General features: G+C 42.3%; 21 protein-coding genes. 10 read left to right on the forward strand and 11 right to left on the reverse strand.

The annotated features are described in order from the left end of the window. Positions 1–357 precede the first annotated feature (357 nt). The 5 genes from yhaM to CSV68_RS14695 form a co-directional block, all read right to left on the reverse strand. The gene (gene yhaM, locus CSV68_RS14675) at positions 358–1,296 is read right to left on the reverse strand and encodes a 3'-5' exoribonuclease YhaM (RefSeq protein WP_099635365.1); all 939 of its coding nucleotides are present in this window, start codon (positions 1,294–1,296) and stop codon (positions 358–360) included. Beyond that, on the reverse strand, positions 1,296–4,148 hold the full coding sequence (locus CSV68_RS14680) for an ATP-binding protein (protein ID WP_099662521.1): 2,853 nt from the start codon (positions 4,146–4,148) through the stop codon (positions 1,296–1,298). The genes yhaM and CSV68_RS14680 overlap by 1 nt, the downstream gene beginning before the upstream one ends. 1 nt (position 4,149) lies before the next feature. Next, positions 4,150–5,352 carry a metallophosphoesterase family protein gene (locus tag CSV68_RS14685; RefSeq protein WP_099662522.1) on the reverse strand — a complete coding sequence of 401 codons (1,203 nt, stop codon included), beginning with the start codon at positions 5,350–5,352 and terminating at the stop codon, positions 4,150–4,152. Positions 5,353–5,935: 583 nt separating this feature from the next. Next, the gene (locus tag CSV68_RS14690) at positions 5,936–7,195 is read right to left on the reverse strand and encodes an ABC transporter permease (RefSeq protein WP_099662523.1); all 1,260 of its coding nucleotides are present in this window, start codon (positions 7,193–7,195) and stop codon (positions 5,936–5,938) included. Then, positions 7,188–8,087, reverse strand: a complete 900-nt coding sequence (locus CSV68_RS14695) for an ABC transporter ATP-binding protein (protein ID WP_099662524.1) — start codon at positions 8,085–8,087, stop codon at positions 7,188–7,190. Before CSV68_RS14695 ends, CSV68_RS14690 begins: the two co-directional genes overlap by 8 nt. A 187-nt stretch (positions 8,088–8,274) precedes the next feature. Here CSV68_RS14695 and CSV68_RS14700 point away from each other — a divergent pair, with 187 nt between their 5' ends. Beyond that, on the forward strand, positions 8,275–8,460 hold the full coding sequence (locus CSV68_RS14700) for a YhzD family protein (protein ID WP_099635360.1): 186 nt from the start codon (positions 8,275–8,277) through the stop codon (positions 8,458–8,460). Positions 8,461–8,710: 250 nt separating this feature from the next. After that, on the forward strand, positions 8,711–9,124 hold the full coding sequence (mgsA, locus tag CSV68_RS14705; RefSeq protein WP_099662525.1) for a methylglyoxal synthase: 414 nt from the start codon (positions 8,711–8,713) through the stop codon (positions 9,122–9,124). Positions 9,125–9,192: 68 nt separating this feature from the next. On the opposite strand, the gene CSV68_RS14710 is transcribed toward mgsA, so the two are convergent. The 4 genes from CSV68_RS14710 to CSV68_RS14725 form a co-directional block, all read right to left on the reverse strand. Further along, positions 9,193–9,978, reverse strand: a complete 786-nt coding sequence (locus CSV68_RS14710; RefSeq protein ID WP_099635358.1) for an enoyl-CoA hydratase — start codon at positions 9,976–9,978, stop codon at positions 9,193–9,195. Positions 9,979–10,092: 114 nt separating this feature from the next. Beyond that, positions 10,093–11,601 (reverse strand): coproporphyrinogen III oxidase, encoded by a 1,509-nt coding sequence (locus CSV68_RS14715; RefSeq protein WP_099662526.1) that lies wholly within the window; start codon positions 11,599–11,601, stop codon positions 10,093–10,095. 61 nt (positions 11,602–11,662) lie between these two features. Further along, positions 11,663–12,013: a YlbF/YmcA family competence regulator gene (locus CSV68_RS14720; protein WP_099635356.1), complete on the reverse strand. Its 351-nt coding sequence runs from the start codon at positions 12,011–12,013 to the stop codon at positions 11,663–11,665. A gap of 11 nt (positions 12,014–12,024) precedes the next feature. Beyond that, positions 12,025–13,182, reverse strand: coding sequence for a DUF445 domain-containing protein (locus CSV68_RS14725; protein ID WP_099635355.1), 1,158 nt, complete (start codon positions 13,180–13,182; stop codon positions 12,025–12,027). 173 nt (positions 13,183–13,355) lie between these two features. Here CSV68_RS14725 and CSV68_RS14730 point away from each other — a divergent pair, with 173 nt between their 5' ends. Further along, complete coding sequence (locus tag CSV68_RS14730; RefSeq protein WP_099662527.1) at positions 13,356–14,135, forward strand: helical backbone metal receptor; 780 nt, start codon at positions 13,356–13,358, stop codon at positions 14,133–14,135. Position 14,136: 1 nt separating this feature from the next. Here the strand turns inward: CSV68_RS14730 and CSV68_RS14735 are convergent, their stop codons facing one another. Beyond that, positions 14,137–14,529 (reverse strand): ferritin family protein, encoded by a 393-nt coding sequence (locus CSV68_RS14735; protein WP_099635353.1) that lies wholly within the window; start codon positions 14,527–14,529, stop codon positions 14,137–14,139. A gap of 84 nt (positions 14,530–14,613) precedes the next feature. Here CSV68_RS14735 and CSV68_RS14740 point away from each other — a divergent pair, with 84 nt between their 5' ends. The 6 genes from CSV68_RS14740 to CSV68_RS14760 all read left to right on the forward strand — a co-directional run bounded on the left by CSV68_RS14740 (position 14,614) and on the right by CSV68_RS14760 (position 18,480). Continuing rightward, positions 14,614–14,817, forward strand: coding sequence for a YheE family protein (locus CSV68_RS14740; protein ID WP_099635352.1), 204 nt, complete (start codon positions 14,614–14,616; stop codon positions 14,815–14,817). 44 nt (positions 14,818–14,861) lie between these two features. Continuing rightward, positions 14,862–15,014 carry a hypothetical protein gene (locus CSV68_RS17220; RefSeq protein WP_158233055.1) on the forward strand — a complete coding sequence of 51 codons (153 nt, stop codon included), beginning with the start codon at positions 14,862–14,864 and terminating at the stop codon, positions 15,012–15,014. A 313-nt stretch (positions 15,015–15,327) separates the two neighbouring features. Then, complete coding sequence (locus CSV68_RS14745) at positions 15,328–16,665, forward strand: hemolysin family protein (protein WP_199168601.1); 1,338 nt, start codon at positions 15,328–15,330, stop codon at positions 16,663–16,665. Between the two features lie 59 nt (positions 16,666–16,724). Next, positions 16,725–17,144: a disulfide oxidoreductase gene (locus CSV68_RS14750; RefSeq protein ID WP_099635351.1), complete on the forward strand. Its 420-nt coding sequence runs from the start codon at positions 16,725–16,727 to the stop codon at positions 17,142–17,144. A gap of 6 nt (positions 17,145–17,150) precedes the next feature. Next, positions 17,151–17,624: a thioredoxin family protein gene (locus CSV68_RS14755; protein ID WP_099635350.1), complete on the forward strand. Its 474-nt coding sequence runs from the start codon at positions 17,151–17,153 to the stop codon at positions 17,622–17,624. A 13-nt stretch (positions 17,625–17,637) separates the two neighbouring features. Continuing rightward, on the forward strand, positions 17,638–18,480 hold the full coding sequence (locus tag CSV68_RS14760) for an RluA family pseudouridine synthase (RefSeq protein WP_099662528.1): 843 nt from the start codon (positions 17,638–17,640) through the stop codon (positions 18,478–18,480). 212 nt (positions 18,481–18,692) lie between these two features. On the opposite strand, the gene CSV68_RS14765 is transcribed toward CSV68_RS14760, so the two are convergent. Beyond that, on the reverse strand, positions 18,693–19,517 hold the full coding sequence (locus CSV68_RS14765; protein ID WP_099662529.1) for an aldo/keto reductase: 825 nt from the start codon (positions 19,515–19,517) through the stop codon (positions 18,693–18,695). A gap of 155 nt (positions 19,518–19,672) precedes the next feature. On the opposite strand from CSV68_RS14765, the gene CSV68_RS14770 reads away from it, so the two are divergent. Further along, complete coding sequence (locus CSV68_RS14770) at positions 19,673–20,971, forward strand: NCS2 family permease (protein ID WP_099635347.1); 1,299 nt, start codon at positions 19,673–19,675, stop codon at positions 20,969–20,971. Positions 20,972–21,105 lie beyond the last annotated feature (134 nt).

Here is a 21,105-nt window from a genome sequence, read left to right on the forward strand (position 1 = left end):
ATTCTTAGAACCACAACCAAAATAAATACCACTCAGTAGCGCAGGCACAACTGCGGGGTAGGCCGTGGCCAGGAGACAACTGGCAGCACCACCGCCAGCTGGCTCCTGGCTGGAGGCAATCCCCCACGTGCCTGCGCGGGTCCAGAAAGCAGACACTCACCAACTTCAGTAAACAACAACCAGTCGAGCAACGACCACAACCAAAAGTGAAAATGACCCGCAGCCGCCTAGTCTTTCCGGCAACCGCGTTTCCATGTTGGGTAATGCAATCAATTTCTCTGTTTGCTAGTCCACTACACACAACAACCTAACAACATTCAGTACCCAGCAACTACTAGCGCATCGTTCCACACTAGCTTATTCAAACGTAGGCTTGTAGAACGAACGATTATCCAGTGGGAATACGCGCTCGGAGAACTCGCCTGGCGTAGTCTTCGACATGACGCGGTTCAGCATATTCATCTTCGCATCAATATTATCGATATAATGGAGAATCTCCGCCTCTTTCAACATCGGACGCTTCGGACTGCCCCACTCCTCTTTCCCATGGTGAGACAACACCATATGCTGAAGCAACATCACTTCTTCGCCTTCGATCTCCAGCTCTTCTGCTGCCTTGGAAATTTCATTGACCATGATCGTAATATGCCCTAGCAAGTTCCCTTCAATCGTATACTGCGTGCCGACTGGGCCTGACAACTCGATGACTTTTCCGATATCATGCAAAATAATTCCTGCATATAGCAAGTCTTTATTCAACGTTGGGTACAATTCTGCAATCGCCTTACCTAGTTTCAACATTGAAACTACGTGATCAAGTAAACCAGATACGTAGTCATGATGATTTCTCGTAGCTGCCGGATATAACACAAAGTCTTGCTGATGCTTCTTCAATAAATGACGAGTGACACGCTGAATTTGTGGATTTTTCATTTCAAAGAAATACTGCATCAGTTCATCTAGCAATACTTCCTTGCTCTTTTCAGCTGACGGCACTAAATCTGCAATTGTCACGCCCTCATCTTCTTTAACTGGACGAATTGCTTTCAAACGAAGTTGATTTTTCCCACGATATTCATGGACTTCTCCACCAACTTTTACGATAGTCGCTCCCTGATACATCTGGGCTTGTTCTTCACCTGCATCCCAAAGTTTCGCTTCTAGGTCTCCACTTTTATCTTGCAGAATCAACGTCATGAACGGACTGCCCTGCTGTGTGACACCTTTTGTTGCCTGCTTAATCAATAAATACATGTCGATCGTTTCGCCGACTTGATAGTCAAGTAATTTTTTCATCAGTAAATCTCCCCTTTTACTTTTGGTCCAATCTCAATTGTATGAGGTTCACTTGACCACTTTGATTTCATTTCTTGATGGCAAGTAAAGTACAGAAATTGATGAGATGGCTGTAACTCAGTAAGTATTTCTATCATACGCGAAAGTCGCTCATTATCAAAGTGAACAAATGGGTCATCCATGATAATAGGGAACGGTGCCCGCTCTGATAATTCATATGCTAACGCTAGTCGCAATGAAAGATACGCTTGCTCCTTTGTAGCCTGACTGAGCTCATTGATCATGAAAGATTGTCCTTCAGCAGTGACTGCCTCAAAATATCCTTCCGCTGTTAAGCCGAGCGTCGCGTATCGATTCCCAGTTAAACGGCCAAACCAATTATTGGCTTGTATGAGAACGGCCGGTAGTTGATGTTCTTTCCACTCACTCATCGTCTGTCGAATCGACTCACGAACAGCTTTGCGGATTACCCATTGTTCTGTCAGTTCTTCCAACTCAGCTTTTCGTACTTCTACTAATTGCTGAAGCTCACTGTACGTTTGACTGGCACCCATTTGTGAGATTTCATGACCTACTTTGACTTGCTCATCTACAAGTGTCTCTACTTCTTGACGAAGCATTTGTAGGCGGTTCGTTGTTTCGCCGCGTTGTCGTTCAAGCTCTGGTATGGTCCATTCTTTTACTAATGGTTCCTTACTATATAAAGATAACTGTGCTTCTACTTCTTTCAGCTGTCGTTTCAGCAACTGTGCATCTTGAGCTTGCTCATACGCTGTGTAAAATTGCTCTTTTTCCGATACACCAACGATATCGAATAATTTTTGTGTTTCCGCTGTTGTCGTTTCCAACAGCTCCTGCGTTTCTTGTAACTGCTCCTTGATTTCAAGTACCGCTTGTTGTTTACTCATATGCTTTTCTTGCAAGCTATTCTGTCTAAGTAGTTCTTGGCGAATTCTTTCGAATAAACCTTCTTCCGCAACAGGTCCGAGCACTTTTTCTACTTCTTCAATCAGCGACTGTAACTGTTGAGTTGTCGTTTGCAAACGTTGCTGCCATGTTTTCTGATCAATTTCCGCGTCCTGGTACTCACGCAATAAACGGAAGCTTTCTTGAATATTGAATGTCAGATCGAAGGGTTCATCTTTCAATAGCTCTTGCAACTTCTTCTCTGCTTGTTGTTTTTGATAATACAGTTGTTCCATTTCTTCCGCGTATTTCTGCAATTTGCGATCCAGTCTTTCAATTTCGACTGACACTTGCCGCTGATCACGCTGTTGCAGATCATCACGCTCAGCCAATTTTTCAAGTTCTGCTGCTAACGCTTCATTATCCCGAATGAAGAACTGCTGATCCGATACGGAATTAGGCCGTTGTTTCCATAACCAAGCACCGACCGCCACAACTAGTAGGCCGAGGCCTGCGAACAACCATTGTTGCTGCAAAACACTATATGCCCCGATTGCTAGTCCAATGAGCAAAATAACTATCGGAACCATCTGATTCGATGCCTGTTTATCGGCTGCAGATACAATGAATTTAGCCTCCGCAAGTTGACGTTGCAGTTTGGGCCAGTTTGCCAGTTTGGCTCGCTCAGATTCAGTCAATTGCAAACGGTCAGTACGTTCTTTTCGTTGCTCCGCTTCCTGACGTTCACTCTCTGCTTCTGCCAATAGACGTTGCATGGCTTTTACTTGCTGATCCAGTTCCTTTTGTTCCTCAAGGATCGGTTCAAGTTGGCGTTCACGTTGAATCGAGACATCTATGTTCCCTATCGATAACTGCTGATCATCCGATAATCCTAAGCGATTGCTGAACTGCTGTTGTTTCTTTTCAAGCAAACGAATTTCTTGTTCAGCAGCAAACCGATCCGTACGTAACCGATGCCACTCGGCTTCCTGTGCCACCCAGCGCTCTAACTGCTGCCGTTCATTGGCTGGCCGTAAATCAATTAATTCCGATTGCCACTCTGCCCGTTCTTTTTCTAGACGTGTTTTCTTTAAGTGCAATTCTGACTGTTTACTGGCTAGTTCTTCATAACGCCGGATTCCAGCTGCCGGGAATTCATCCGACAAGTGGGAAAGTTGTTCGAGCAATTGATTGCGCTGTTGCTGCAAGGGAACGATTTGCATAGCGATTCGTTGTTCTTCAGACTGCTTATACAGACGTTGCTCCTCGAAGCGTAATGTCGCCACTTGCTCGTCGAGTTCTTGCTTATGAATAGTCAGCGGTTCATATGTCGATAGTTTCTGCTGCTCTTTTTGCATCGCTTGTTCAAGCTCACGGATTTCAGCCAATTTTTTATTCATCGGCGGTATTTTCCCAGATTTTTTGAAGAGGCCGCCCATTTCTTTCTCCATCTTCTTTTCCACTTTCCAAAGCGTATCTAGACCGGTCGTTCCGGAAGCAAGTAATGTACGACTTAAATCATTTTCATCCATTTTCTCGAGATCTTGTAACTGGAATAAGGAGAATGAAAAAATGGATTCAAAAGCTTGTCGATCATAGCCTCTCAATAATCTCTTCAGTTCATCTTCCTCTGCTATGCGCCCATCTTCAAAACGAATTAAGACGTCACCTGAAGATTTTCCACGCACCCGCTCAATCATCCAATTACCATACGCTTGATCTTCTATATAGAGATAGCCGCCATATTTACCACCTGTTTTCGGCTCATAGCGTAGCTCCTGTTGATTCTTTTGAGGGAATCCAAATAAAATATGAAGGATGGCTTGCTGAATAGTCGTCTTCCCTGCTTCGTTCGGTCCGTACAAAAGATTCATACCAGGTCGCAAATCAATTTCCAGATTCTCATGCTGACCGAATCCATAAAGAAGAATTTTTCGGATCTTCATTTTAGCCCTCCTTCAACATTTCATTCGCCAGCAATGTGGTTGCCTGCTGTTTTAACCGCTCGAAATCTGCCGGCGTCAGTGCTTCTAAATAGCGACCGGCTTTATGACTGTAGACTTCTTTCACCAAGTCATTCCAGTCATCTGTTCCCCAAGAAGTAATGGTCTCTTCGACCGGTTCTACTAATGAATTCGGGATGACGGCATCACGCTTTCGTGGCCATTCAATTGCTGAAATCCACACGAATGGCTCCATAGCTTCATACTGTTCGCGTAAAATATCGAGCCACTCTTCATCTGCCTTAGCTAAATCAATTGGTAGGCCTTCCGTATGTTCCATCACTAACTCTATGATGACACTACCGGTTTCAGCTGTCAGTTGATCAATCGCTTCCTGACAAGCAGCAATCCAGTCATCTGCGTATTCGATCCCTTTGCACGAAACAGTCAATGAAGTGAACACAATATCTGATGTACCTATAAATTTCATGGAAGTATGAGTAGGCGTCAACGAGACTTCATAAAAACCTTTACGTCCTTGTTCATTGCGGTGACGGCCTTGAATATTACCAGGATAGACAATCGGCGGTTCCTGTGATAAAACTTGGCGCTTATGAATATGGCCAAGCGCCCAGTAATGATAGTGCTTATCCTGTAATTCACTGACGGTAAACGGTGCATATACGGCGTGCACTGCATCTCCTGCCACACTTCCATGTAAAAGACCGATATGTATTCCGTCAGTCGCTTCCGGATATTGCTTAATCATCGATTCTTTGACATGGCGTTGCGGGTAGCTGAAGCCGTGTAAATAAACTTTTTCATCACGAATCATCAATTGTTTTTGCTCTACTTGTTCAGAAAACACGTGTACATTTTCGGGTAATGAAACTCTAGTCCACCTGCCTGCCAAGTGGTCATGATTTCCGTATGATAGATAGACGGGAATGTTCACTTTTTGCAGTTGTTGCATACCTTGTTGGAAACGAATTTGCGCACGCAAGCTACGGTCTTCACCGTCGTAAAGGTCACCGACAATGACAATGAAATCCGGTCGCTCTTTAACTGCGTAGGCAATGAATCGGTCGAATGCGGCAAATGTGGACTGCTGTAATCTAGCTAACTCGTCCGGTCCTGCTGCGGCCATGCCTTTAAAAGGGCTGTCCAAATGCAGGTCGGCTGTATGTAAAAAACGGATGGGTTCCATAAGTTGCACCTCTTCCACGAATACTCGTTCCTATTTTAGCATATTTCATCTATTACTGGAAAGTGGACAGGCAAAACAGAAGTAAATGGGAAGGCGCCGTTAATCGACGTTCCAGGCGGACGCTTTCCTGCGGGCATGGCTTGAGCCTCCTCGTCCGCTTCGCTACCTGCGGGGTCTCAAGGCTCATGCTCATAACGCTTCGCTTTTACTCGCAGAAGTAATTGCTATTCCCGCGGGAGTCGCCGCCTTCCACTTACGATAAACTAGTGTCATTTTTGTAGAAAGTTAAGAATACACCTCTAAGCCACACACTTTCGCTAGTAAGTGATCCACATCCGTCCACTTTAAAAACAGGATGGAGGCGGAAGATGGGGCGACTCCGGGAGGATCAGCACGATCAGGTGAGACAACCGAAGGGAGCAAAGCGAACTGGTTGGCTCACCGCGTGCCCTCCGGAAAGCGTCCCCAGCTGGAGCCTCCATCCTTCATAGTCACTAACTCCACTTACACTTGAACTTAAATCCACGCAAAAAAGAGTATCCCAAGAAGCACTGCGACTTCTCGGGACACTCTTCACCTAAACCTATTCCTTACCAAGCTGTATAGCCTTCTTCAAGTCCTTCAATGAACGAGACGGCCCATACATCAACACGCCACCACGGTACACTTTCGCACCGAACCAGCCAAGGATGAAGATGGTCACGATCATGATACCTATCGAAAGCAAAGGCTCCCATAAAGGTAGGTCAAGCATGCCAACCCGTAGGAACATGACAAGAGGGGCGAAGAATGGGATGAACGACGCGATTTTCAAATAGCCCAACTCTGGATTCCCAAGCCCTGTTGCCGCGATTATGAAGGCCGCAACGATTAGCAACGACATCGGCATAATCATTTGCTGAACGTCTTCTGTGCGACTCACTAGTGAGCCTAGTAGCGCGGCTAGAGTGGCATAAAGGAAATAGCCGAGTAAGAAGAAAACCACAGCATAAACTAGCGTGCTTACTTGCAAGTTTTCCAGACTGAAAAATGCGGATAGCTCATGATCCTCTCCTTTGGAAGAAAGTTTATAAGCTAAAAATCCTGATACTGCGTAGACTAGAATTTGCGCAATTCCGAGTGAACCGATACCAAGCACTTTTGCAAACATATGCTTAACGGGTGATACACTTGAGATAAGAATTTCCATCACGCGTGATGATTTTTCTGTCGCTACTTCTGTCGCAATCATCGATGAATAAATGATAACCGCAAAGTAAATGACGAACATCAATACATATACCAAGACACGAGCTTGGTTCAGCTCTTCCTCTGATTTGGCCGTATCGGAAATATTATGCTTTTCAAATTGAATCGGCGCAAACAACTCGGAAACTTGTTCACCGGATAGGGAGAGCTGATCGGCTTTCACTTGCGTTTGAATGTTCTGCAATGCATCTTGTAGAGCTGAAGGCAAAAATTGATCTACCAAACTGCCCGTTGTATAAGAAGCTTGGATGGTTTGTTCAGCACCAAAACTCAATTCCATAAACGCTTCAATTTCTTCCGATTGGACTTTCTCTGACAGCTGATCTTGTGAGTCTTCCGTCAGCTCCAATGAAATTCCTTGCTCATTTAGCTGAAGTTGTTCATGTAGCCGGTCAAACAATATGCCACTCTCATCCACGACGAGTACACGGTCGTCTTCATCGCTTCCCATCATCTGACCGACCTTATCCATAATGCTCGGTAAATTCGCGAAGAGGAAAATCCCTGCCACCATAATAAGTGTCGTAATGAAAAATGACTTCGTTTTAGCTTTTGTTATGAAACTTTGTTTGAAAATAATCCAAAACTCACGCATTCTCATCCCCCACTTTCGCAATGAATATATCTTGCAAAGATGGTTCTTCTATTTCAAACTGACGAATCGGCCCCTTTAACAATGCCGCCTGCAGCAACCTATGTGCCACTTGTTCATCCTCTACTTGAAACACTGCACCTTCCAATGAATGGTGAGCGGTCGTTACGCCTTCGATGCTTTCTAGCTCTAGTAAAGGGAAGTCCGCACGAATCCGGACATTTTGTTTGCCGAATGAACGTTTTACGTCACGTAACTTTCCACTAACTAATTGTTTGCCATGATGAATAATGCTAAGCTGCTCACATAACTCTTCTACATGATCCATGCGGTGGCTAGAGAATAGGATTGTCGCCCCGCTATTACGGAAGTCAACGATTGCTTTTTTCAGCATCTCAACGTTCACCGGATCAAGTCCAGAGAACGGTTCATCCAAGATCAGCAATTGCGGATTATGTAATAATGCAGCAATGACTTGTATTTTTTGCTGATTCCCTTTGGATAACTCTTCTACCTTCTTATTCGTATTTTGTGGCACTTCGAAACGATCCAACCAATGAAGTGCGGCACTTTTCGCTGCTGACTTTTTCATTCCGCGTAGCTGGCCAAGAAAGATTAACTGATCCAGCACTTTCATTTTTGGATAAAGCCCCCGTTCTTCGGGTAGATATCCTATTAGTGGACTCGTCTCATACGATATCGTGCGTCCATTCCAAGAAATATTTCCTTCTGTCGGTGTTAATAATCCCAAAATCATTCGGAATGTAGTGGTCTTCCCAGCACCGTTTGCTCCGAGGAATCCGTACATCGTTCCTTGTTCCACCCTCAATGACAGCTGATCCACTGCTGTAAAATCGCCAAATCGCTTCGTTACTTGTTCCACTTCTAAGGCCATGCCCATCATCTCCTTTACTACTCTCACTATCTCGTTCTACGTTTCAACTGACAATATGTTTCACAATTATAAATATTCTTCTTAGATATTCTAACATTCAGTATCTTTCTTCGCTTTAATTTACTGAATCATTATTCATTTCATTCATTTCATAGTATACTAAGTAAAAGATGATGGAGGCGATACAATGAAAACGTACAAACTAACAGCTTACGAAAAAGATGGTTCATTGATTACTGAAGAGACTTTCACTGCTGAATCTGATGACGCCGCAAAAGAACAAGGCGAGCAGTTATTGACAGAAAAAGATTTGCTCGAGCGAACGCACCGCCTAGCTTCCCCTCTTGGTAAACTATTATTATTCCATACGTGAACACATGACAAAATCTCTGTTTAGGAGATTTTGTTTTTTTATACGATATCACGAGCAGTGGGAAATGATTATTCTAGCATTTAAATGATTTGCTCAAAAGGAATTTACCGACTTACATGATCAATCGAAATAAGAATTAAAATCTGAGGATAATGTATTACACTTAGTATTACAAATATTTATAAAAATAGCACAAGATTTTTTGAGAACTTTATGATACGCTATGGTCGTTGAGAAATCGTAGAAGGAAGTGACTCGTTTGAACATTGCTTTAATTGCGCATGATGAAAAAAAGGCTGAATTGGTCAATTTCACAATTGCTTACGAGCAGATTTTTGCTAAACATACTCTTTATGCAACGGGCACAACAGGATTACGCATCATGGAAGAAACTGATCTTTCTGTTACACGACTTATGTCGGGGCCGCTTGGTGGCGACCAACAGATGGGTGCTATGATCGCGACAGGTGGGCTTGATTTGATTTTATTTTTCCGGGATCCGTTGACTGCACAGCCACATGAACCTGATGTGAGCGCCTTACTTCGATTATGTGATGTCTATGGCATTCCACTCGCTACGAACTTAGCTTCAGCGGAGTTACTATTGCTTGCTATAGAAAAAGGCTATTTCTCATGGAGAGAAACAGCCGCTAAGTATCAATAATTCTATAAATATGTTCATAGATATAAATTAGACGCGCAATGTTCATAGCGCGTCTTTTTGCATGTCAATTATTGGCCTGTGAAGCTCGGTTTTCTTTTCTCGACAAATGCTTGCACACCTTCGCGGTGATCCGTTGTGGAGCGCATGGCTGCTTGTGCTTCGCTCTCAAGTTTTACTACTTGCTCGAGTTCTGCGATGCCCGCCGCATGGAGTATTTTCTTTGTTGCTGCCATCGAAGCTGTTGGGGAGTTCAAGATAACTTGCGCACGTTGTTGTGCCTTGTTCCAAGCTTCACCGTCCGCTACCGCTTCATCCACGAGTCCAATTTGCATGGCACTTTTTCCATCGAGTACTTTCCCCGACCAAATCAGTTGTTTAGCTCTAGCCGTACCTACTCGTTCTTTGAGGAAGAAGTGACCACCACCGTCTGGTACGAGTCCGATACCAATAAAGTTCATAGCAATTTTGCTCGACTCTTCCGCGATGACAACGTCGCATGCAATCGCGATACTGCACCCTAACCCAGCTGCCGCACCGTGTACGGATGCAATTGTGATTTGTGGCATGCTGTACATAGATAATGCCAATCTCGATAAGTCGACCATGATGTCTTCCATTTTCATTGGACCATTCGGGTTCAACATCGCTTTGACGTTACCGCCTGCAGAAAATGCTCGACCTGCCCCCTTGAACAGTACAACATGTACTGATGAGTTATCTTTTAGTTGATCTACGATATCTGCCAATTCTTTCATCATGACTCCGTCCATCGCGTTCATTACTTCCGGTTGGTTAAAAGTTACCGTCGCTAATCTTCCTTCAATTTCCACTTCGATCTGTTTTGTCAAAATCAATTCCCCCTTTGTATGAATGGTTGTTCATTCATTACATTATACACAATTACCAGAGCATTTGCATAACTTTAACAAAAAAATTCCCCTGCCACTTTTTCGACAGGGGAATCAGCATTACTTTATTGTTTCTGAGGACGGAAATAACTCTTCTAAATACGCTATTTTCTTATCGATAGCTTCTTCAAATCCTACTATATAGGCGCCAGGTTCTTTCGGATTATGGAATTGCGTCAGCTTGCCAGTTGCCGGTTCCATGAATTTACTTGAAGCGCCACAACCTAAACCGATAATGGTCTGCGCTTCTTCCATGATCAAAATGTTATAGAGACTTTCTTCACCGGGCTTTGAATATCCAACATTTTCTAGATTTCCTAAAATGTTTTTCTGGCGGTAAAGATAATACGGAATATAGCCGTTATCGCGTGACCATTCTTCTCCGCGTGTCATCATTTTTCCTACAGTTTCACGATCGGCTACTTGATACTTGTCTTTATTGCGTGTCATTTCAGACGCACGTTTAAACGACAAGGTATGGATCGTCAAAGATTCCGGCTGCATCTTTTCTGTTTCAGCTAATGAATGTTCAAATTCTTCAAGGCCTTCATTCGGTAAACCAATGATTAAGTCCATATTAATATTGCGCATGCCTTGCTCCCGAGACAACCAATATTTATCGATTGTTTCCTGCACAGTGTGATGACGACCGATTGCTTTCAGCGTTTCATCCGTATAAGACTGTGGATTGACACTGATGCGATCTATGCCCCACTTCTTCAGTACTTCAAGTTTCGGTACCGTAATCGTATCGGGACGCCCTGCTTCCACCGTCACTTCACGAACATGTTCCATATATGGAAATGAGTCCATCATCGTTTGATAGAGCGCATCCATTTCATCCGCTTCAATAGACGTTGGTGTTCCGCCACCGAAATAAATTGTCGTGATGCGGATATCATGGTCTTTTAACCATTTACCCATTGCGCGCATTTCTTCATGCAAGCCATCAAGGAATGTTTCCACTCGTCCACTTTTCCGGTGAATGGCATAGGCTGGGAACGTGCAATACGCACATTTTGTCGGACAAAACGGAATACCAATATATATACTCACTTCTTCTTTCAATGAATATAAATCTGGCAATGCATTGAGTTGAACATCTGCAATTTTTGCAATCAATTCACTTTTTCGTACCGATACACGATGACGTTGCTGAAGCAATTGCTTCGCTTCATCGACCGTATAACCGTCTTGACGATACATATGATACAACTTTGTAGGTCGGATTCCCGTTAAAATCCCCCATTCTTGATTCATTCCTGTCGCTTGCTCCAACACGTCTAGCAATACATGAGAATACATTCTTTTACGCTGACGTAATTGCTCGCGTTCTTCTGTTTCTTTTACCTCTTCGGCGAAACGTGACGTATAGTGCTTACCTTGCCACTGAATATCCGCTGTTACACTTGGCGTATCCTCGTATTCTTCGGTAAAGCGTAGCTCAATCGCTGTATCATCTGCCTGATCGGTAACTATTTTAGATTGCTCAAAAAACAAATTGGCCAAATGTGTAAACATTCGAATCCAATCTTGGGGGAACTGTTGATTTACATGTAATTGCTGCATCATTTTCTCCTACTCTCCATCTGTTGAAAAAAACCGGCCAAGGCCGGTTTCGATGTATCTATTAATTGAATCCTTCATATAAATCTTGAATCGGCTTCAATACTACACGGTTTACTTCTTCGATCAATTCGCTAAGTTTCATTTCTGCAGTTAGCATAGCTAAGATTTTCGGATCTTCTTGAGCGAGTTGTGCCGTTTTCTGTGCGTGCTCCAGCTCGTCTCCTTCAATCTCTTCACCCGCCATTTGTTTTTGTTGCAAATTCATTTGGATTTCGCGGAAGCTTTCGAACAATGCACGTGCATGCTCGTCACCTTTCACATCGGCCATCGCCGTTTTCACCGCTACATACTCATCCGTCTTACGCAAAGTAGATTCCAATTTGTTCATATCATCATAAATATTTACTGACATACTATCTCCTCCTACAATCCATTTAGTGTAAGTGCAATAATCCCCTGCACAATTCCGATGATACCACCTAGAAATGCGCCTAGAACCGTAATCATTTTGAACTCTCTGCGTGAAATACCGAGAACTAGATCTTCTAGAACCGCCACAGGGAACGTGTCCACCTGCTCTTTCACCATTTCATCCAATTTTAGCTTCTTTAACGATTGTTCAAGCTGTGCTTCCGCTTGTGCGAATAAGAAGCTAACAATCTGTGGTGTAACCTTTTCGGCCGTCCATGTGGAACCTTGTGGCCAATAATGCGACAAGCTGTAATCGAGTCTTTCATGTAATGCTAATTGATCGAGTGCATATTTTCTCACTGAAGCAAACACACTATCAAAGTCGAATCCAGACGTCAACTGTTCCATTGGTTGTTGCTGAACGTTCTGCCATTCTTTCCAAATCAGTTTATCTAATAAATCTTTCGTACCAGGTGCTTCTATAAACCGCAATGCTTCTCGTTGAACCTTACCGACAAGCGACTCCGATTCTCCAAAAAACATATTGAGCATGCCGCCAAAAGTTCCTTTTGAAGCTAGAAAATCATCAATCAACTTTTGGAATGTCTGTTTTCCTTCTGCCGAATCAACAAACTGACTAGCGCGTAGTAATACAAAGTCAGAAGCTAATGGAATTCGTTCTTCGATTTGTTGTTGCCAACGTAGCGGCATAACTTCTTCCACTGTACCTGTTGTTACTTTCGCTTTCATCTCGAATAGTTGCTGATCGATCAAAGTGACCAACTTGTCTTCCACTTGTTCAGCAAGTTTGTCAGCACCCGCAAGCTTGAGCCAGTCATTCAATGTCTTATCTGATTGTAGGATGTATTGATCCAGTTTACTTTGGACAAACGTTTCTACACGCTTTTCCATTCCAGGTGTCAACATCTTTTTCCGGAACAGGTCAGGTGTCAGCAAATAATTTGTCACCGTTTTACCAAGCTGTGTCGCCAATTCATTTCGGCGTTTCGGAATCAAGCCGGGTGTAAACGGCAAACGAGTTTTTCCAATGTATTTTGCTTCATGTGGTCTAAACAACATTTTAATCGCCAGATGATTCGTTACTCCACCAATCAATGCGCCAATAAACGCCATGAACAAAATAGTTAGTACTATTTTCAATCGCTTCACCTTATTCCACTTGGTCTTCGTTCCAATTATAACAAAAACCAGCTGAATGAAAAGCAATTAGAGGCGGAGATTTCTGACTTTACTTTTGATAGCCGTTCAGGTACGTTGCAAGTAGAGTATTACTGACTACCATCCTACGTTTTCACGTACTGACAAAGGAGGCACGCATTTCATTGAAGAAAGAAATGATGGACCACTTAGGAAGAACCGTTGTATATAATTTCCCACCTAAACGAATTGTCACATTATGCCCTGGTATTACAGAAACATTATTTGGCATTGGACTTGAGAAGGAAATTGTCGGACGCACACGATATTGTATATATCCCGAACAAGCCAAGAACGTTGCCGCGGTGGCAGGAACGAAAGATTTGAAGCTAGAAAAAATACATGAAGTCCAACCTGATTTAATTATTATGGAAAAAGAAGAAAACACAAAAGAGATGGTCGAAATTCTTTCCGAGTTCTATCCGGTTTATGTAGCGGAAGTGCAGACGATCGAAGATGCCTATAGAATGATTACCGATATGGGATCCTTGACTGACCGTGAGCAACAGTCAGAGTCCCTGGTCACGGAAATCAAGCAAGCATTTACGGCACTCCCCACTCTTCCTGCTGCACGAATAGCTTATGTCATTTGGCAAAAACCGTATATGGTAGCCGGCAAAGACACTTATATCAACTCGTTGTTACAAAAACTCGGTTTCATCACACCGTTTGCCGAATCAACTGATCGCTATCCAGCTCTAACGAAAGAACAATTCAAGGAAGCTAATCTAGATTTAGTATTGCTGTCATCTGAACCCTATCCATTTAAAGAAAAACAACAAGTTCAGTTCCAAGAAATGTTACCCGATTCAGCGATCCAGCTAATTGATGGCGAAATGTTTTGGTATGGGGTTCGAATGCTTGAAGGTGCCAAATATTTCAAAGACTTTTCTTTCGACGTTTGATTTAATTTGCTCCATTGAATATGGTAGACATTCGAATCGCATGCTCCATATCATCATGTAACGCAATGAAAATTGGATCGTATGCCTCTTCAAAAGGAATCGTCAAAAACATTTCTTTACATTGTTCTACTGCTTCAAGTTCATAAACTAACGCATTTTTGGCTGATTCTTTCAAATTCGTACAAGGCGCTGGTTTTTTCGGATTTGGCACAAACTCTTTCGTCATTATATAATGCAACTGCTGAAACATCTCGTAATGACTTTTTTCATCCTCATACGCATGACGAATGAATTCCTGCCATAGCAAATCATTCGTTAGCTGATACATGGACTTATAATAAAAATACGACTTATACTTTTCCTCGACTGCATTACGTAGTTGAGTAACAAACACACACTCATCCTTTCGTTCCTTTTGGTCAGTTTATGAAACGAACGAACAGGATATCACTACTGGCACAATAAAGGAGAAAACAAGATGCTACAACACTTCAGTCACAAAAAAATGTTTGAAGACACTGATCTACCAGGCTGGACGATCTCGTTCTATTATCAAAACAAGCAATACAAAGGTGACTACCACAAAGACGGCACGGTCAACTGGACAAATGGCACACCGCCAGACGAAGATAAAGTCTTACTAATGGTTCATGATCTCATGACTTTCCACGTCTATGAATGAGATCCATCTAAACCGACCATCCTCTAACTAGAGGAGGTGTTTTTATGGGCAAAGAACAATCAAAGGGCAAACAACAGTTAGAAAAAGAGCGTTTGAAAGTACAAAACCAAAAAACCGAAAACGTTTTTGAAGACAAAAGCCACATCCCGAACGAACAAAACGCCTTTAAAGAAACTCAACCACAGTACGGCGAGTAAAATTATTACCTAAGACTGAAGACACTTTCCTTGTACAAAGGACATGGTCTTCAGTCTTTTTTAAAATATATTTAAAATTTAAGAAAATAACAAAAGTGATGCTGTTTTCTTCATGTGGCGCGGATACCACGCGCCTCAACACTCTATATATCGACACATTATGTACTCCGAAAACGTTTTTTTTCCGTTCTGTAAGCAAATCGAATTGTAATTTCTCTATAAATAAATTATTATAAAAGATAACTAACTTTACTTTACAGGAGGTGTACGCTTTGTTCTTTTCCCTCATCTGGGTTAAGTGCGAAGCTATTATTTGGATATTGCCATACGATTGGCAGCATTTGCTGCCTTGATCGCAATCACCGCTTTTTTTGTCGCGTGTGAATTCGCAATCGTGAAAGTCCGCTCATCACGTCTCGACCAATTAGTTGTCGAAGGCAATCAACGAGCGGTTCTTTCAAAAAAAATTGCCGATAATTTAGATGAATATTTATCCGCTTGTCAGCTCGGAATTACGATTTCGGCACTTGGCCTAGGTATGCTCGGGGAACCTACAGTCCGCATGATGCTAGCTCCCATTTTCGATGTTTTTGTGCTTGATGCCAATGTCGAAACCATTCTTTCTTTCACTATCGCTTTAGTGATCGTCACCTATTTGCATGTCGTGGTAGGAGAACTAGCTCCAAAGACCATCGCATTGCACAAGGCGGAAGAATTATCCTTATCCCTAGCCGTCCCACTGAATCTATTTTACCGTCTTATGTACCCGATCATTAAAGGAATGAACGGATCGGCACGTCTTGTTACACGATTGCTAGGCTTCAAATCCATTTCCGAATTAGAAGTAGGTCATACAGAGGAAGAATTGCGTATTATCTTATCCGATAGTTTGCGAAGCGGTGAAATCAATCAAGCAGAGTACAAATACGTCAATCGTATTTTCGAGTTTGATGATCGAGTCGCAAAGGAAATTATGCTTCCACGAACAGAAATGATGACAGTCGATAAAGAAATGACGTTATCCGAAGTTTTTGAATTACTTGGTGTAGAACAGTTTACCCGTTATCCAATTATCGACGGGGACAAAGATCATGTCATTGGACTCATCAACATGAAACATTTACTGACGGCCTATATTAAAGATCCGTCGAATGGTAGTAAATCGGTCATCAATTATATGCAACCAATTATTCGAGTCATCGAAACCATTCCAATTGGAGATTTACTATTGAAGATCCAACGCGAACGTATTCATATGGCCGTTCTATTGGATGAATATGGAGGGACTTCAGGTCTAGTCACCATTGAAGATATATTGGAAGAAATTGTTGGTGAAATCCGCGATGAGTTCGATATGGATGAACTACCTGAACTTCAGATTGTGGGTCCAGACCACTATATTTTAGATGCTAAAATGCTGATTGAAAACGTCAATCACGCATTGAACATTGAAATTCTTGAAGAAGATATCGATACAATCGGCGGTTGGTTCATGGATCAACGCTTTGAAGCTATTCAAGGAGAAAAGATTATCGAACAAGGATATGAGTTTACTGTCAAAGAAGTAGACGGTAACCACATTCTTTACCTAGAAGCAAAAAAACAACCTCCCGATATCGCAACCAATGAAGCTACCGATTCGTCCAAATAAAGCTTTCCCGTCAAAACGGGAAAGCTTTTGTCTATTATCTATTTGTAAGGAGATGCTTCATGAATAAAAAACAGGAAAATTGGCTTCTCTCCATGTGGGCCGTCGCGCTAATCGCTACTCTTGGCTCTTTGTATTTCTCAGAAATCAAAGGTTACATACCTTGTACGATGTGCTGGTATCAACGGATTCTTATGTATCCTATTGTATTAATCGGTTTAATCGCACTCATTCAAAAAAATGTTTCCATTGCCTGGACTACGGCTTCGTTCGCTTTTATCGGAGGCTGTATCTCTCTTTACCACTATGGTATTCAGAAACTGACTTTCTTACAGGACAGTGCGCCTGTATGTGGCGGGGCTTCTTGTACAGGTGCTTACATCAATTATTTCGGATTTATCACGATTCCTTTTCTTGCATTGATAGCATTCGCTTTTATTTTCATCGCAAGTCTTGTAATCTTGAAACAGACAAAGGAGTGAAACACATTGAAAAAGTTATTAGCTATTGGTGGAATTATTGTCGTGATCTTCATTTTAATCATCGTCCTCAATAATAAATCCAATGAAACAAAACTGGCTGACAATCCGTATGGTACAAATAATCTACAACAATCCACAATTGATTTATTAGACAATGAAAATTATCAGAACGTCGCACTTCCTGAAGATATCTTCAAAAAAATCGAAAGCGGCGAGCCAACAACGGTCTATTATTTCAGTCCGGAATGCCCGCACTGTATGGATATGACACCACGTCTGATGCCTATTGCAGACGAATATGATGCACATGTGTATCAGTACAACCTGATCGAATACGGAGATCAGATGAAACAAGAATACGATATTACATCATGGCCTACACTTGTCCACTATAAAGACGGTAAAGAACAAGGCAGAACAGTCGGTTCACAGCCTGACGAACAAATTAGAGCATTCTTTGACGAATTTGAAAGCAACTAAGGAGACTACGTAGATGACAAGTTTTCATTATACGACTGAACAACCTGGCGAGACGATTGAGAAATTACTTAGAGAACAATGGCAAGGTGGTAAGAAATCTGTTCACCAAATGCGCATGGACAAAAGCGTAACGGATACAGATGGACAACCTGTGGAATGGAAAGAACCGCTTCCCGCGGGCACGGAACTGATCTTCGGCTTTTCTGAAGCACAATCTGCATACAAACCAGAGCCTTCCAACTCATTGCGTGTATTATGGGAAGATGAGCATATACTGGCGGTACACAAACCTGCCGGAGTATCCGTACACCCCGAACACTTACCAGGTACTGGCACATTGATGAACGAAGTCATGGGCTATATCGAAGCAAAAGGCGGCACTTACGCAGAGCATATCCACCGTTTAGATCAGCATACGGCTGGAGTTTTACTGATTGCTAAACATCCGCTAGCGAAAACTATGTTCGACCGGATGTTGGAACAGAATCAAATCGAACGATATTATACGGCTGAACTTGAAGGCCAGCTAAGAAAACCGCGTGGCTCGATTAATATGCCAATCGGTAAAGATCGCTATCATGCAACAAAGCGCCGAGTATCCCCTTCCGGCCAATCCGCCATCACGCATTTCAAGGTGCTTGAACGTAAACCGGATACTACACTTGTTGAAGCCCAGTTGGAGACAGGAAGAACACATCAAATCCGTGTCCACTTCTCCCATCTAGGTCACCCTGTAGTCGGAGACCAGCTATATGGCAGCGAGACGATGTCAAGAGGGCCATATAAGCTAGTCGCGACAAAGGTCGCTTTCACACATCCAATTACATCCGAAATGATTGTAGTGGAAACTGAATAATTTATGAAAAAGAGCTGTCCAAGAGGTCGTAGAGACCACTTGTGACAGCTCTTTTTCATTTCTGTTTAGATTAGTGGGAACGTAGGTAGTGACTTGTAATCTGATGATGTTTATAGACAAAAATCATTCACACACTAACACCAGCTACATATCGTTATCTTAAAAGTTGTCCACTTCTTTTCATCTTGACCTGTTTATTGCAATAAATTGACTTAAAACGAATCGGGATCCATACCTGTCCGTTCATCACGGTTTAATGCATCGATCATCGCCATATCCGAAAGGGTTAATGTAAAATCAGCCACTTCACTATTTTCTTGAATACGGTCAAATGATACAGATTTTGGAATAACGATCAATCCATTTTGGATATGCCATCTAATAATGACTTGTGCTACAGTCTTTCCGTGGTGTTTAGCGATTGCAGTGAGTGTTGCATCTTCAAGAATTTGCCCTCTAGCAAGAGGACTCCAAGAAGTTATCGCAATTTGGTGCTCACTGCAAAACTGCCGCAATGGTTCTTGCGTCAAACGCGGATGAAGTTCTATTTGATTGACCATAGGACGAATATTAGCGATCGTAAATATCTCTTGTAAATGTGCTTCATGATGATTGGAAACACCCGTAGATCGGATTAGTTTTTCATCATACAGTCTTTCAATCGCACGATATGTATCCACATAACTGCCAGTAACCGGCCAATGTGTCAAATATAAGTCTAGGTAATTCATATCCAATCTAGTCAATGAACGCTCAAATGCACGCAGTGTTTCATCGTATCCTTGATTATCATTCCATACTTTTGATGTCACAAAAAAGTCTTCACGTGCGATACCAGTGTGACGAATTGCTTCCCCCACTGCTTGTTCATTATCGTAAATAGATGCGGTATCTATTGCGCGATAGCCTAGTGAAACCGCTTTCTCGACAGCTTGCATGGTTTGCTCAGGTTCTGTCATTTTATACGTTCCTAAACCGAATTGTGGCATTTGGACGCCGTTGCTCAGTATAACCATTTGATCAAAAATCGTTGACATGAAAAATCCCCCTTTATAAACTTCTAGTGTAATTGTACATTATTTTACAGGAATTACGAATGCTTTTTCGATATAACAGGTTGATTTCTATTGAAAAAACGAATATTATTGTCTATGGACTTTATTATGTTCGTACTATAAGGAGAGAATACACAGTGTTCCAATTAAAGAAAAATCAAACGACTGTCAAAACTGAACTTCTGGCGGGAATGACCACTTTCCTAACGATGGTGTATATTGTCATCGTCAATCCTATTATTTTATCCGAAGCTGGGGTTCCATTTGATCAAGTCTTTTTAGCCACTATTATAGCCACTGTCATCGGTACGCTATGGATGGCGCTATTCGCAAATTATCCAATCGCAATTGCACCAGGCATGGGGTTAAATGCGTACTTTGCATCAGTCGTCATCGGATCGAACGGTCAACTTGACTATTTGGCAGCTTTTTCTGCGGTCTTTATAGCTGGCCTAATCTTTGTATTATTATCAATGACTTCTTTCCGAGAAAAGCTAATTGAAGAAATTCCAGAAAATCTTAAACATGGTATCACGGCTGGAATCGGCTTATTTATCGCATTCATCGGACTGCGTTTATCAGGATTAGTCGTTCCCCATGAATTAAACATTGTGCAGCTCGGTGAACTCACCTCACCTGCCGTATTGCTGACATTGTTCGGACTGCTCGTTACGATTATCTTAATGAATCGCAATGTCTATGGGGCTATTTTTATAGGGATGATTGCAACAGGTGTTGTTGCATTTTTCACGAAGCAGTTACAATTCGATGGGGTTATGAAAATACCTCACCTGCCTGAAGGTATTCTAGTATGGAATCCAGCACTCGCGATGGGAGATGTTATTTCATACGGTTTATACGGTGTCGTCCTGTCGTTTCTACTTGTTACTTTATTCGATACAACCGGAACAATGATTGGGGTAGCCAAGCAAGCTGGACTCATGAAAGGTAATTCTTTACCTCGTGCACGCCATGCGCTTCTAGCTGACTCAGTAGCCGCCACAGTCGGCTCAATGGTTGGAACCAGCCCTACATCCGCTTATGTTGAATCATCGTCTGGTGTAGCTGTAGGCGGCCGTACAGGGTTGACTACTTTAACAGTTGCAGTGCTATTCATAGCCGCAGCATTTTTCAGTCCTATCGTCAGCGCCTTATCTGGTGTCGCGGCTATTACGGCACCTGCTTTGATTATTGTTGGTAGTTTGATGATTGGTGCAGTGAAAAATATTGACTGGGATTCATTCGACGAATCATTCCCTGCATTTTTAGTTATTTTGACGATGCCGCTTACTTCAAGTATCGCGACAGGTATCGCACTTGGTTTCATCACATACCCGTTATTGAAGATTACAAAGGGGAAAGGTAAGCAAGTTCCCATGTTGATGTATATCTTCGCGGTACTATTCACCTATCAGCTACTATTCCTGCCTCACTAAAATTTGTTAGGAACCTGTCACACAAAATGATGAAGATTATTTCATTTATATAATTTTTACGGTATACTGTATGAAGGACTATTGATTTCATAGGAGGTACAAACAATGAGACTAATTCTAATTATGGCCGTTTG

Source organism: Sporosarcina sp. P29, from assembly GCF_002743265.1.
In the GTDB taxonomy this organism is placed as follows: domain Bacteria; phylum Bacillota; class Bacilli; order Bacillales_A; family Planococcaceae; genus Sporosarcina.

Bases quoted from the DNA above. Each gene is read 5' to 3' on its own strand.
- CSV68_RS14690 (WP_099662523.1), bottom strand. From the start codon at position 7,195: ATGCGTGAGTTTTGGATTATTTTCAAACAAAGTTTCATAACAAAAGCT.
- CSV68_RS14685 (WP_099662522.1), bottom strand. From the start codon at position 5,352: ATGGAACCCATCCGTTTTTTACATACAGCCGACCTGCATTTGGACAGC.
- CSV68_RS14750 (WP_099635351.1), top strand. From the start codon at position 16,725: ATGAATAAAAAACAGGAAAATTGGCTTCTCTCCATGTGGGCCGTCGCG.
- CSV68_RS14700 (WP_099635360.1), top strand. From the start codon at position 8,275: ATGAAAACGTACAAACTAACAGCTTACGAAAAAGATGGTTCATTGATT.
- CSV68_RS14680 (WP_099662521.1), bottom strand. From the start codon at position 4,148: ATGAAGATCCGAAAAATTCTTCTTTATGGATTCGGTCAGCATGAGAAT.
- CSV68_RS14740 (WP_099635352.1), top strand. From the start codon at position 14,614: ATGCTACAACACTTCAGTCACAAAAAAATGTTTGAAGACACTGATCTA.
- yhaM (WP_099635365.1), bottom strand. From the start codon at position 1,296: ATGAAAAAATTACTTGACTATCAAGTCGGCGAAACGATCGACATGTAT.
- CSV68_RS17220 (WP_158233055.1), top strand. From the start codon at position 14,862: ATGGGCAAAGAACAATCAAAGGGCAAACAACAGTTAGAAAAAGAGCGT.
- CSV68_RS14715 (WP_099662526.1), bottom strand. From the start codon at position 11,601: ATGCAGCAATTACATGTAAATCAACAGTTCCCCCAAGATTGGATTCGA.
- CSV68_RS14760 (WP_099662528.1), top strand. From the start codon at position 17,638: ATGACAAGTTTTCATTATACGACTGAACAACCTGGCGAGACGATTGAG.
- CSV68_RS14765 (WP_099662529.1), bottom strand. From the start codon at position 19,517: ATGTCAACGATTTTTGATCAAATGGTTATACTGAGCAACGGCGTCCAA.
- CSV68_RS14695 (WP_099662524.1), bottom strand. From the start codon at position 8,087: ATGGCCTTAGAAGTGGAACAAGTAACGAAGCGATTTGGCGATTTTACA.
- CSV68_RS14720 (WP_099635356.1), bottom strand. From the start codon at position 12,013: ATGTCAGTAAATATTTATGATGATATGAACAAATTGGAATCTACTTTG.